The 12,657-nt window shown below is 71.7% G+C and carries 11 protein-coding genes and 1 pseudogene; 5 read left to right on the top strand and 7 right to left on the bottom strand.

Annotated features, from left to right (window positions below):
- Position 1 precedes the first annotated feature (1 nt).
- The 6 genes from kdpB to ACIBAD_RS00255 all read right to left on the bottom strand — a co-directional run bounded on the left by kdpB (position 2) and on the right by ACIBAD_RS00255 (position 6,029).
- Positions 2-2,101 (bottom strand): potassium-transporting ATPase subunit KdpB, encoded by a 2,100-nt coding sequence (kdpB, locus tag ACIBAD_RS00280; protein WP_398903304.1) that lies wholly within the window; start codon positions 2,099-2,101, stop codon positions 2-4.
- The gene (kdpA, locus tag ACIBAD_RS00275) at positions 2,098-3,762 is read right to left on the bottom strand and encodes a potassium-transporting ATPase subunit KdpA (protein ID WP_134067948.1); all 1,665 of its coding nucleotides are present in this window, start codon (positions 3,760-3,762) and stop codon (positions 2,098-2,100) included. The genes kdpB and kdpA overlap by 4 nt, the downstream gene beginning before the upstream one ends.
- Positions 3,763-3,770: 8 nt before the next feature.
- Positions 3,771-3,860 (bottom strand): K(+)-transporting ATPase subunit F, encoded by a 90-nt coding sequence (kdpF, locus tag ACIBAD_RS00270; protein ID WP_134067947.1) that lies wholly within the window; start codon positions 3,858-3,860, stop codon positions 3,771-3,773.
- Positions 3,861-4,104: 244 nt separating this feature from the next.
- Complete coding sequence (locus tag ACIBAD_RS00265) at positions 4,105-4,866, bottom strand: DUF4118 domain-containing protein (RefSeq protein ID WP_398903300.1); 762 nt, start codon at positions 4,864-4,866, stop codon at positions 4,105-4,107.
- 109 nt (positions 4,867-4,975) lie between these two features.
- Positions 4,976-5,065 (bottom strand): K(+)-transporting ATPase subunit F, encoded by a 90-nt coding sequence (gene kdpF / locus ACIBAD_RS00260; protein ID WP_134067944.1) that lies wholly within the window; start codon positions 5,063-5,065, stop codon positions 4,976-4,978.
- 163 nt (positions 5,066-5,228) lie between these two features.
- Positions 5,229-6,029 carry an aminotransferase class IV gene (locus ACIBAD_RS00255; protein WP_398903297.1) on the bottom strand — a complete coding sequence of 267 codons (801 nt, stop codon included), beginning with the start codon at positions 6,027-6,029 and terminating at the stop codon, positions 5,229-5,231.
- A 215-nt stretch (positions 6,030-6,244) separates the two neighbouring features.
- Between ACIBAD_RS00255 and ACIBAD_RS00250 the strand changes: the two are divergent.
- A pseudogene (locus ACIBAD_RS00250) lies at positions 6,245-7,208 on the top strand (DUF4118 domain-containing protein); the annotation flags it as partial.
- A gap of 81 nt (positions 7,209-7,289) precedes the next feature.
- Here ACIBAD_RS00250 and ACIBAD_RS00245 read toward each other — a convergent pair.
- Positions 7,290-8,687: a chloride channel protein gene (locus ACIBAD_RS00245; RefSeq protein WP_398903295.1), complete on the bottom strand. Its 1,398-nt coding sequence runs from the start codon at positions 8,685-8,687 to the stop codon at positions 7,290-7,292.
- 192 nt (positions 8,688-8,879) lie between these two features.
- On the opposite strand from ACIBAD_RS00245, the gene ACIBAD_RS00240 reads away from it, so the two are divergent.
- The 4 genes from ACIBAD_RS00240 (at position 8,880) to ACIBAD_RS00225 (ending at position 12,651) form a co-directional block, all read left to right on the top strand.
- Positions 8,880-9,851 (top strand): YhjD/YihY/BrkB family envelope integrity protein, encoded by a 972-nt coding sequence (locus tag ACIBAD_RS00240; protein WP_398903293.1) that lies wholly within the window; start codon positions 8,880-8,882, stop codon positions 9,849-9,851.
- Positions 9,852-9,985: 134 nt separating this feature from the next.
- Positions 9,986-11,407, top strand: a complete 1,422-nt coding sequence (locus tag ACIBAD_RS00235) for a DUF2252 domain-containing protein (protein WP_398903291.1) — start codon at positions 9,986-9,988, stop codon at positions 11,405-11,407.
- Positions 11,408-11,666: 259 nt separating this feature from the next.
- Positions 11,667-12,065 (top strand): SHOCT domain-containing protein, encoded by a 399-nt coding sequence (locus ACIBAD_RS00230; RefSeq protein ID WP_134067941.1) that lies wholly within the window; start codon positions 11,667-11,669, stop codon positions 12,063-12,065.
- A gap of 256 nt (positions 12,066-12,321) precedes the next feature.
- Positions 12,322-12,651 (top strand): trypco2 family protein, encoded by a 330-nt coding sequence (locus ACIBAD_RS00225; protein ID WP_398903289.1) that lies wholly within the window; start codon positions 12,322-12,324, stop codon positions 12,649-12,651.
- Positions 12,652-12,657: the final 6 nt, after the last annotated feature.

The following is a 12,657-nucleotide window of genomic DNA, read 5'->3' as shown; positions in this document are numbered from 1 at the left end:
ATCAACCGATTCCGGGGATGAGGGTGATGAGCATGTCGATGACCTTGATGCCGATGAACGGGGCGACGAGGCCGCCGAGTCCGTAGATCCCCAGATTGCGCCGGAGCATCTTGTCGGCGCTGGTGGGCTTGTACTGGACGCCCTTCAGGGCGAGCGGTACCAGCGCGATGATGATCAGCGCGTTGAAGACGACCGCGGAGAGGATCGCCGAGTTCGGCGAGTGCAGGCCCATGACGTTGAGCTTGTCGAGGCCCGGGTAGACCACGGCGAACATGGCCGGGATGATCGCGAAGTACTTGGCGACGTCGTTGGCGATGGAGAACGTGGTGAGCGCGCCCCGGGTGATGAGGAGCTGCTTGCCGATCTCGACGATCTCGATGAGCTTGGTGGGGTTGGAGTCCAGGTCCACCATGTTCCCGGCCTCCTTGGCGGCCGAGGTGCCCGTGTTCATCGCCACGCCGACGTCCGCCTGGGCCAGGGCCGGTGCGTCGTTCGTACCGTCACCGGTCATCGCGACGAGCTTGCCGCCGGCCTGCTCCCGCTTGATGAGGGCCATCTTGTCCTCGGGGGTGGCCTCGGCGAGGAAGTCGTCGACACCGGCCTCCCGCGCGATGGCCCTCGCGGTCAGCGGGTTGTCGCCCGTGATCATGATCGTCTTGATGCCCATGCGGCGCAGCTCCTCGAACCGCTCGCGCATGCCTTCCTTGACGACGTCCTTGAGGTGGACGACACCGAGGACCCGGGCACCCTCCTCGTCCTCGACCGCCACGAGGAGCGGGGTGCCGCCGGCCTCGGAGATCCGGTCGGCGAGGAGGTCCGCGTCTTCGGCGACCCGGCCGCCCCGCTCCGTCACCCATGCGATGACCGAACCGGCGGCGCCCTTGCGGGTCTTCCTGCCGTCGACGTCCACGCCCGACATGCGGGTCTGGGCGGTGAAGGCGATCCACTCGGCCTGGGCGAGCTCGCCCTGGTGGCGCTCGCGCAGCCCGTACTTCTCCTTCGCGAGGACCACGATCGAGCGGCCCTCGGGGGTCTCGTCGGCCAGCGACGACAGCTGGGCGGCGTCGGCCAGTTCGGCCTCCGTCGTGCCCTTGGCCGGGACGAACTCGGCGGCCTGGCGGTTGCCGAGGGTGATCGTGCCCGTCTTGTCGAGCAGCAGGGTCGACACGTCACCGGCGGCCTCGACCGCACGCCCCGACACGGCCAGGACGTTGCGCTGGACCAGCCGGTCCATGCCGGCGATGCCGATGGCCGAGAGCAGGGCGCCGATGGTGGTGGGGATCAGGCAGACCAGCAGGGCGGTCAGCACGATCATCGACTGCTTGGCGTCCGCGTAGATCGCGAACGGCTGCAGGGTGACGACGGCGAGCAGGAAGACGATGGTGAGCGATGCCAGCAGGATGTCGAGGGCGATCTCGTTGGGCGTCTTCTGCCGGGCAGCGCCCTCGACGAGCGCGATCATGCGGTCGATGAAGGTCTCACCGGGCTTCGTCGTGATCTTGACGACGATCCGGTCCGAGAGGACCTTCGTACCGCCGGTCACCGCGCTGCGGTCACCGCCCGACTCGCGGATGACGGGGGCCGATTCACCGGTGATGGCTGATTCGTCGACCGAGGCGACGCCCTCGACGACGTCACCGTCGCCGGGGATGACGTCGCCGGCCTCGCAGACCACGAGGTCGCCGATGCGGAGGTCCGTGCCCGGGACCTGCTCCTCGCCGGAGTCCGTCAGACGGCGGGCCACGGTGTCCGTCTTCGCCTTGCGCAGGGTGTCGGCCTGGGCCTTGCCGCGGCCCTCGGCCACGGCCTCCGCGAGGTTGGCGAAGACAGTGGTCAGCCACAGCCAGGCGGTGATCGCCCAGCCGAACCAGTCCGTCGGGTCCTTGACGGCGAGGACGGTGGTGACCACCGACCCCACGAGGACCACGAACATCACCGGCGACTTGATCATGAGGCGCGGGTCGAGCCTCTTCACCGCGTCGGGGAAGGACTTGAGCAGCGCCTTGGGGTCGAACAGGCCGCCGCCGACGCGCCCCGCCGGAGTCTCGTGTCCGGTGGGCAGGTCTTCGTGCGGAGCACGGGTGGGGGTGATGGTGCTCATGAGGCGAGCCCTTCAGCGAGCGGACCCAGCGCGAGGGCGGGGAAATAGGTCAGACCGGTGATGATGACGATCGTGCCGACGAGCAGGCCCGCGTAGAGCGGCTTGTCGGTACGGAGCGTGCCCGCCGTCTCCGGTACGGGCCGCTGCTCGGCGAGCGAGCCGGCCAGCGCGAGGACGAAGACGATCGGCAGGAAGCGGCCGAGCAGCATGGCGATGCCGAGGGTGCTGTTGAACCACTGCGTGTCGGCGTTCAGGCCGGCGAACGCGGAGCCGTTGTTGTTGGCGCCGGAGGTGTAGGCGTAGAGGACCTCGGAGAATCCGTGCGCACCAGGGTTGGCCATCGAGTCGCCCGGCGTCGGGAGCGCCATCGCGGCGGCGGTGAAGCAGAGCACCAGCGCCGGGGTGATGAGGATGTAGCAGGCGGCCAGCTTGATCTGGCGGGTGCCGATCTTCTTGCCCAGGTACTCCGGGGTGCGGCCGACCATCAGGCCCGCGATGAACACCGCGATGATCGCCATGATGAGCATGCCGTACAGGCCGGAACCGACACCGCCGGGCGCGATCTCGCCGAGCTGCATGCCCAGCATCGCGATGCCGCCGCCGAAGCCGGTGTAGGAGGAGTGGAAGGAGTTGACCGCACCGGTCGAGGTCAGCGTGGTCGCCACGGCGAAGACGGACGAGCCGCCGATGCCGAAGCGGGTCTCCTTGCCCTCCATCGCCCCGCCGGCGATGTCGAAGGCCGGGCCGTGGTGGGCGAACTCGGTCCACATCATCAGTGCGGTGAACCCGAGCCAGATCGTGGCCGTCGTCGCGAGGATCGCGTAGCCCTGGCGCAGGTTTCCGACCATGCGGCCGAAGGTCCGGGTCAGCGCGAACGGGATGACCAGGATGAGGAAGATCTCGAAGAGGTTCGAGAACGGGGTGGGGTTCTCGAAGGGGTGGGCCGAGTTGGCGTTGAAGTAACCTCCGCCGTTCGTGCCCAGCTCCTTGATGACCTCCTGCGAGGCCACCGCCCCGCCGTTCCACTGCTGCGAGCCGCCCGTGAACTGACCGACCTCGTGGATGCCGGCGAAGTTCTGGATGACGCCGCAGGCGACCAGGACCAGCGCGCCGATCACGGAGATGGGCAGCAGAATCCGGACGGTGCCGCGCACCAGGTCGGACCAGAAGTTGCCGAGTTCGCCGGTGCGCGAGCGGGCGAAGCCCCGTACGAGGGCCACGGCGACGGCCATGCCGACCGCCGCCGAGACGAAGTTCTGCACCGCGAGGCCGCCGGTCTGCACGACGTGGCCCATGGCCTGCTCGCCGTAGTACGACTGCCAGTTGGTGTTCGCCACGAAGGACGCGGCGGTGTTGAAGGCCTGGTCGGGGTCGATCGACACGAAGCCGAGCGAGCCGGGCAGGCTGCCCTGCAGCCGCTGTAGGGCGTAGAGGAAGAGGACGCTCACGGCGGAGAAGGCCAGGACGCCGCGCAGGTACGCGGGCCAGCGCATCTCGGCCGAGGGGTTGGCACCGATGGCCTTGTAGATCCACTTCTCCGGGCGGTAGTGCTTCTCGGAGGAGTAGACGCGGGCCATGTGGTCGCCGAGCGGGCGGTAGGCGAGGGCGAGCGCGGCGACGAGCGCGAGCAGCTGCAGCACACCAGCGGTTACGGGGCTCATATCGGGGCTCAGAACCTCTCCGGGTACACGAGGGCGAGGACGAGGTATCCCAGCAGGGAGGCGGCCACGAGCAGGCCGACGATGTTCTCGGCGGTCACAGCTTGGCCACCCCTCGGGCGATGAGGGCCACCAGTGCGAAGACCGCGACCGTGGTGACGACGAAGGCCGGATCGGCCATCGTGAGCTCCTGGATGAAGTGATGAAATGGATTTCGGCCAGACGGCCGATGTAGAGCAAACCGCGAGCTCAGGCGTGTGTTGGGACCTCTTGACGGGCTCCATACGGGCACGCAGGATCTCTTGACGCCGCTCTGACGCGGAACCGTTTCGGTGGCGGTGCGGCTCAGCCGCCGTGGGCCAGCCCGGCCGTGTCCAGGGCGGCGCCGGCCTGTGCGGCGAGGGCGACGGCGACGAGCCTGGCCTGCTCCGAGGGCAGCGGGCCGGGGACCGGGGCGAGGACGAAGCGGCCGTAGTAGTGCCCGCCGCCGACGGCGCGCAGCTCGGTCTCGCCTTCGGGCCACCGGTCGGGCCAGTACGTGGCCTCGGTCTCCCCGGTGCCGTGGCCGAGCCACAGGGTGCCGTCGTGCTCCAGACGGGGCAGGTGCCCGATGAGCGATCCGTACTCGAAGCGGCAGCCGCGCAGGTTCAGCAGGCCGATGAGCTCGTGCCGCACGTGCTCGACGACGGCCTCGGGTGAGTCCCCGCCCTCGGCGAGCCGGGCGGTGCCCTCCAGCTGGGACAGGTGCGAGGCATCAGTGGTCACGGCGCCCCGGAGGCGGCGCGCGCGGACGGCCAGCTGGGAGACGATCAGGCCGACGACCAGGAGGAGGACCGCCGTCTGGACGTCGTCACCGTCGGTGATGGTGAAGCGACCGTAGGGCTGGGTCAGGAAGAAGTCGAACCAAGCCGCGGCCGACAGTGCGGCGAGGGCCCCGGCCGGCCGGGTGCCGAGCGCGGCTACCGTGACCACGGCGACGACCAGGACCAGGGCGGAGTTCGTCGCCGAGAGATCCGTACGGAAGGGCACGAGCGCGAGCGCCACGAGGAAGGGGGCCAGGAGGGCCGCGATCAGGGCGATGCCGTCGTGGAGCCGGTACCCGGACATGTGCTGCCTCCCGTCCGGACGCGCTGGTCTCGATTCGGGGGTCGATCGGGTCGGCTCGGTCTGGTCGATCGGGCCGATCGGGTCGGTTCGGTCGGAACCTCGTCCCGTGTCAGAACCTCTCGGGCTTGATCAGGGCCGCAATGAGAAAGCCGAGCAGAGCGAGGGCGACGATCAGCCCGAGCACGTTCTCAGCGTCCATGGACCACGTCTCCGATTCTCCTGGTGGGGGCGGTGCTCCGCCACCTCCACAGTGCCCGCGCAGTCGGCCGTGGAGGTCGATCCCCGGGTCTTCGCGGCGAACCCCGCCCTGTGGCACCCGTTCGACCAGAGCGTGCAGGTGACCCTGTCCCTCGGCACCCTCTCTACAGGCGGTCCAGCGGTACGGCCGCGTAGGACTCCCGCAGAGCGCCGATCACCGGATCGTCGGCGCGGAAGGCGATGTCGTCGACGGCCGCCAGCGCCCGCACGCCGAGGCCGGTGCTCGTGGCGAAAGCCGCCCGCATCGAGCGCAGCCGGGCATCCGTCACCGGAGCCGTGACATGCCCGGCCCCGGCGGCCCGGAGCAGCCGCATCGTCGTCCCCGCGAGGACCTCGGCCTCGGGCCAGACCACGGCCCCGGCCCCGTCGACGAAACCGATGTTCCACGTGCAGCCCTCGGAGACCAGACCGTCCGCCCCGGCGAACAGCACGTCGTCGAACCCGGCGAGCCGCGCCGCCCGCCGCAGCCGCAACTGCCCGAACAGTGCCACGTGCTTCACCGACGGGGTGTCGCGGTGGAAGGGGAGCCGCTGCACGCGCAGCGGCGGCAGCGCCGGCAGCGGGCGGTCGGCGCTGCCCGCGGCGGGTCGGGTCGTCACCAGAACGCCCGGCCGCCCCGCGCGGTCGGGGGCCGTCAGGTCCAGTTCGGGGTCGAAGACCGTGACCCGCACCATGAACGCCCCGGCCCGCCCGCCGGCCTCCCCGCGTACGCACTCCCGTACCCACTCGGGATCCAGCTCCGCGCCGAACACCGCACGGCAGTCCGCGACCAGCCGGGCGAGGTGCAGGGCCAGCCCCCGCACCCCGCCGTCCTCGACCTTCATGGTCGTGAAGTGCCCGTAGTTGGTCAGCGCGAGGGCCTGCAGGGCCGCGGGGGAGGCGGGGGAGCCGTTCAGGGATGCCATACCCGCAGTCTGCACGTCGCGGGCCCGCGCACCGGACGGCCGCGACAGAACCGCGTCAAGGTCCCCGGGCCGGACCGCGTCGGGCGCCGCACGCCCCCGACGGCGACCCGACGGTGTCGTGCCCTACGCGCGGGTCGGGCACGAGGAGGTGGGTCCGGTGGGAGCCGTTGGAGGTCCTTCTCGGCGCGGCACCAGGGGTGGGCAGGACCTGCCGGATGCTCGACGAGGGCCGGCGCCGGGCCGAGCGCGGCACCGACGTCGTGGTCGCGTACGCCGACTGCCGCGGGCGCCGCCGTACGGAGGACAAGCCCGCCGGGCTCGGACTCCTGCCGCGTGCCCCGGGGGAGACCTGGACCCGGACGCGGTCCTCGCCCGGCGGCCGCGGGTGGCGCTGGTCGACGGGCTGGCGCACGCCCGTGCCCCCGGCAGCCGCAACTCCGCACGCCGACAGGACATCGAGGAGCTCCTCGCCGCCGGACCCACGTGGTCACCACCGTGGACATCGAGGCCCTGCTCTTCCTGCTGACCGTCGTCGGCGTGGCCTGCGCGGGCGGGCTGGTCTCCGCCGTCGTCGCGTCCGTCACCGCCTCGCTGCTGCCGGACCACTGGTTCACAGCGCCCGTCGGCACGTTCACGTCGATCCCCGACAGCGTGCCGGCCACGGTGGTGTCCGCGGTGGTGGCCGCGACGGTGCCCGGCCTTGGTGGACCGGTCCCTGCGGCTTTCGCGCCGCTCGCCGCGGACGACGGCCGAAGCGGGGACACCGTCCTCGCTCGCCGGCTCGATCGTCCGCGGCGACCAGACGGTTCCCGCGCTCCCGGAACGGGCGAGGGAGACCTTCGGCACGGACTGCGCCGAGCTGCCGGACACACCGGCGGCCGAGGCGTCAACGCTCCCTCCTCATAAGCACGTTCGCGTGACCGAGGCGCCGATCGGGCAGGACACCGGGCTGGCCTGCGCGGCCGTACCCTGCCGTCCTCCGAGCGCCGCGTCCTCACCGCCTTCGCCGCTCACGTGACCGCCGCCGTGGAGCGGGCCCGGCTCGCCGAGGCGGCCGCCGAGGTGGAACCCCTCAAGGCCGCGGACCGGATGCGTACGCGCAGCTGTCGCCGCGGTCGGCCACGACTGCGCACCCCGCTCGCCGCGGGCCGGGCGGCCGCGATCAGCTGCCTGCGCAGCGGCCCGCCGTCGAGCCCCGGGGGCCGGAGAGGGTGCCTCCGCACACGACTTGCCCGCACGTGCCGACGCCCGCGACCGGGGTCAGTGAGCTGGCCGGCAGGAGCGGCCGACCGGGGGGATCGGGGGCCCCGGGGGGAGGAGTTCGGCCGTGACGAAGGCCACGACCGTGGACAGGATGGCCACCGGCATCATCGTGGTGCTTCCCAGCACCAGGACCACCAGCACCACGGTGCTGACCGGAAGCCTCATCGCACTCACGGTGGCGGCGGCCATGCCGGCCGCCAGCCCCGCGCCGACGCCCAGACCGGGCAGTGGCGAGCAGAGGACGCCCGCGGCCGCGCCGAGGAACAGCGACGGGAAGATGGGGCCGCCGCGCAGGCTGCCCAGGCACAGCGAGAACGCGGCGCCCTTGCAGAGCAGGACGGCGACCAGCGCACCCGCTCCCCAGGCGTGCGGATCGCCGACCAGCCGGCCGATCGTGTTCTGGCCCGAGGAGGCCACGTCCGCGGGATCGAGGCCGGTGCCCAGCGCGTAGGCGGCCGCGCAGACGCCGGCACCGAGGGCACAGAGGACCGTGACGAGCAGCGGCCGTCCGGCGACGCGGCGGGCGGCCGACCGGCCCCCGTGCTGGATCAGGTGCACGGCGCCGGAGATGACAACGGCCATGAGGACCGTCCAGACCACGTCGCCGACGTCCAGCCGGGGGAACTCCACGCCCGGCTTCAGCTTCAGGTCGCCGGTCGGCAGCCCGGTCCACCGGCCGAACCCGGTGAACACGAGCGAGCCGATTCCGCTCGACAGCAGCGCCGGCAGCATCACGGCGAACAGCTGCGGCCCGCCCACGCCCGCGACCTCCATCAGCAGCACGGCCGCGATCAGCGGATTGCCGAAGATGGCGGCGATCGCCGCGGCCGATCCGGCCGCGGTCAGCAACGCGGCGCTCATCGGTGTCTCCGGGGTTCCCGTCAGGTGCCGCAGGGCGACCGCGAGTCCGCCGCCCAGCGCGATGAGCGGGGCCTCGGGGCCGAGCGTGGCGCCGAGCGGGAGGCTGAAGACGGCCGCGAGGAGCACCCCCGGCAGGGCAGCGGGGCCGGTGCCGCCCGGGTGCAGACCGGAGGCGGGGACGTGCCCGCCGCCCCCGGGGAAGCGGGTGACGATCAGCCCGACGCAGATGCCCGAGACGAGCAGCAGCGGAAGCGGCCACCACCACGGCGGTGAGTCGAATCCGGCGGCGTGCGGGAGGGACACCCACATGAGGCGTTCCAGTGCCTGGAGCCCGGCGAGGAACCAGAAGGCGGCGAGCGAGACCGGGATGCCGACGACCCCGCAGAACATCAGCGTCTTGAGGTACCCCGGGGTCCGGAGCAGCTCGCCGAGCCTTGCGGCCTCCGCCGGCTGTGACGACGGTCGCGCCTGCGGTTCGGGCCGTGACCGGGGGTCCGGTTGCGGTGGCGGGTTCGGCTGAGCCGGCTGGGTCATGGAGCCGTTCCTCCCGTCCCCCGTCCTCACCCGTGCGTGCGGCCTGGAGTGGTGCCCGGGGGCACCACTCCGCCATTGCAGCACCGCGCCCCTGAGCCCGCACCTTCGTGGACCCCGGGACGCGCCCGCCCAACCGCCCGGCCGATCACCGCGACGCGCCAGGTCGGCCGGGCCAGAATGAAGGCGAGGCCCGTGCCCCGAGGAGACCCCGATGACGACGACCACACCGCCGGTGCTGTCGGTGCACTGATGCGCTCCGGCAAGAACGCGCGCCGCGCCCCGCACACCTCGTGGTGGCGGACCCGGTCGCGCGCGGTGACGGCGGCGGCCCGGAAGCTCAAGCAGCAGGCCGAGTCCCGCTTCCCGGTGGTCACCCACGCCGCGGAGCGCATGCTGTCGGTCGACATCTTCGACTCCGCGACACGGCTCGCCGCGCAGTGCTTCCTGACCGCCGTGCCCCTGCTCTTCGTCTTCGCCTCGTTCGCCCCGAAGGCCGTACAGGAGCAACTGGCGGCTTCGGTACGCGCGGTGTTCGGGCTCAACGGTGCGGCGAGCGAGCAGCTGAACGACCTCTTCGCCGGCTCCCACGGGGATTTCCAGGCTGCGGTCGGCCTGGTGGGCGCCCTGATGGTGCTGGTGTCCGCGACCGCCGTCAGCCGCGCCATGCAGCGGCTGTGCAAGCGGGCCTGGGAGATTCCGCGTACGGGGGCGCGGATCGCGGTCTGGCGCTGGCTCGTCTGGATCGCCGTCTGGATCTGCCTGCTGGCGGTGCAGGGCCCCGTGCGGGAGGGGTTCGGCCTCGGACTCTGGCTGGGCATTCCGCTCACCCTCGTCTTCCAGACGCTGGTGTGGTGGTGGAGCCAGCACCTGCTGCTGGGCGGGGTGGTCGGCTGGCTCGCCCTGCTGCCGGGGGCGGTGCTCACCGCCGTCGCCCTCACCGCCCTGTCGATCACCGCCCGCTTCTACATGCCGATCGCCCTCAACCGGGCACTGGTCGAATTCGGCTCGTCCGGTTCGGTCTTCGTCCTGCTGTCCTGGCTGATCGTGGTGTGCGTGGCCGTCGCCATCGGCGTCACCACGGGGGCGGTCCTGGCGCAGGAACCCTTCCTCGCCAGGCGGCTGGGCAGTCCGACCCCGAACCGGCTGCGAGCCGAGCAGGGCTGAGCGTGGCCGAGCAGGGCGGGCCGAGCAGGGCCGGGCGCATCCGAGGGCCGCTCCGGTACGGACGGCAGCGCAGTGCCGCGAGTGCCATGCTGGGCAGCAGGGGCCCGAGTGACGTGGCCTGGAGGTGCATGGCGATGGCAAAGCATGCCGTAAAGGCGGAGGGCGACCACCGGCGGCTGTCCGTCGAGGAACGGGCCGCGCGCGGCCGGTCCGCCCGCCGCAAGGCACCCCGCTCCGGACACGGGGAGTTCGAGCCGCCCGCGCACCGCCGGGATCCGGTGGACGTACTGGAACGGCAGTCGGCCGGCCGGGTGGCGGACCTGGTGCCGATCCGGTACGGGCGGATGATGGAGTCTCCGTTCCGCTTCTACCGGGGTGCTGCCGCCGTCATGGCGGCAGACCTGGCCGGCACGCCGGATTCGGGACTGCGGGTCCAACTGTGCGGCGACGCCCACATGCTGAACTACGGGCTCCTCGGCTCCCCGGAGCGCAATCTGCTGTTCGACATCAACGACTTCGACGAGACGCTGCCCGGGCCGTGGGAATGGGACGTCAAGCGACTGGTCGTGAGCCTGGCCATCGCGGGGCGGGAGAACGGCTTCACCGATCGCGAGCGCGCCGAGATCGTCCTTTCCGCGGCCAGGTCCTACCGCGAGCAGATGCGCCGCTACGCCGCCATGAACCACCTTGACGTCTGGTACTCGCGGATCGACGCGGAAGAGCTCCAGACGATGGCGGCGACCGAACTGCGCTCACGCGGCCGCAAGAAGGTGGCCGAGGCGCTGGCGAAGGCGCGCGGGCGCGACAGTCTCCAGGCCGCTGGGAAACTCACCGAAGTGGTCGCCGGGGAACGCCGGTTCAGGTCGCTCCCGCCGCTGGTCACACCCCTCTCGGAGTTGCTGCCGGACGAGGAGCGCAGCGTGTTGGAGGAGCAGATCCGCGACCTGGTCGACAGCTACGGGCAGACCATGCCGTCGGACCGGCAGCACCTGCTGAGGCAGTTCACCGTCGTCGACATGGCGCGCAAGGTGGTGGGCGTCGGCAGCGTGGGCACCCGGTGCTGGATCATCCTGCTCTTGGGGCGGGACGGCGGCGATCCGCTGATCCTGCAGGCCAAGGAGGCGGGGGAGTCGGTCCTCGCCCCGTACGCCGGCCCCGGAGAGCACTCCATGCAGGGCGAGCGGGTGGTGGCCGGGCAGCGCCTGATGCAGGCGGCCAGTGACATCTTCCTGGGCTGGCAGCGGGTGACGGGGATCGACGGTCGCGAACGGGACTTCTACGTACGGCAGTTGCGGGACTGGAAGGGAGCCGTCGAGCCGGCGCTCATGGTGCCGCGCGGTATGCGGGCGTACGGAGAGGTGTGCGGCACCACGCTGGCCCGGGCACACGCCCGGTCCGGGGACCGGATCGCCATCGCCGCCTACCTGGGCGGCTCAGACGTCTTCGACCGGGCGCTGGTGCGGTTCGCGGAGGCCTATGCCGACCGCAACGAGCGCGACCACCGGGCGCTGGTGGAGTCGGTGGCCTCCGGCCGGGTGGCGGCCGAGTCGGCGTGATTCCACGTCCGGCACACGGCCCGCCCGGGGCCGGCCGCGCCGGCGGCCGGGCGATCCCGGCCCCACTCCGTCCGACGCCGCGGAGTGACCCGATCGGGTGAGTCCCGCCGGACCGGTCGATGCACCCCGCCGAGGCGGGGGTGGCGCCGGTACGGCGGGGCGAGGGGCAGCCCGTCGACGGCCGGCTCGACATGCGGAAGGCGGTACGCGCACCAATACTGCTGATCGCGGGCATCGGGCCCGCCCGAAGGAGGCGTCCATGGACGACTACCCCGCGCTCAGTGTGTTCTGGTCCATGCTCTGGTTCTTCCTGTGGATCATGTGGCTGTTCCTGCTGTTCAAGATCATCACCGACATCTTCCGCGATCACGAGATGAGCGGCTGGGGCAAGGCGGGCTGGCTGATCTTCGTGATCATCCTGCCCTTCCTCGGTGTCCTGATCTACGTCATCGTCCGCGGCAAGGGCATGACTGAGCGGGACGTCAAGCAGGCCAAGGAGAACGAGGCCGCGTTGCAGAGCTACATCCGCAAGACGGCCGGCACGTCCTCCGCCGGCGGATCGCACGTGGACGAACTGGCCAGGCTCGTCGAGCTGAAGGACAAGGGCGCCCTCTCCGAGGCCGAGTTCCAGCAGGCCAAGACGAAGCTCCTGGCCTGACCCGCCACCCGCCCCCTGAGCCCGGAGAGAGACGCCCCGGGTGGCCTGCGACGGCAGGTCTGCAGGGGGCGGACCGGGCCGCTGTTCCGCTCGCGCTGCTCGCGGACGGCATCGCCGAAGACGTTTGTGCCCTCTTCCGGCCTCGCCCGCTGCCGACCTGCGGTACGTATTCCGTCACATCGGCTCGGGATCCCGGCTCTCTCGCTAACGTGGAACTCCGTTGTCAGCCAACGGCTTGGGTGCGGAGGGGAGAGCCATGAAGATCGGCTTGGCGGATGCGGTGGCGGCCGTACGCGAGGAGATCACGGAGGCGGTCGACCGCGGGGAGGGGCAGGACCTGGTGTTCGCGCTGGGCCCGGTGGAGCTGGAATTCGAGGTCGTCCTGCAGGCGGACGCCAAGGCGAAGGCCGGCTTCCGGGCGTGGGTGGTCTCGGCCGACGCCGAAGCCGGGGTCTCCCGGGGCCGTACCCACCGGGTCGCCTTCACCCTGACACCCAAGCGCGCCGACGCCGCTGACCTCCTCGTCAACGGCGCCCCCGACCGGGCCCCCGGCCCGGGCGACGTGTCCGACCGCATCCAGGACTGATACGGG

The organism is Streptomyces sp. NPDC051109 (assembly GCF_044455885.1).
Lineage (GTDB): Bacteria > Actinomycetota > Actinomycetes > Streptomycetales > Streptomycetaceae > Streptomyces.
The sequence above is the reverse complement of the archived record's forward strand: the minus strand, read 5'-3'. Positions and strand labels throughout refer to the sequence as shown.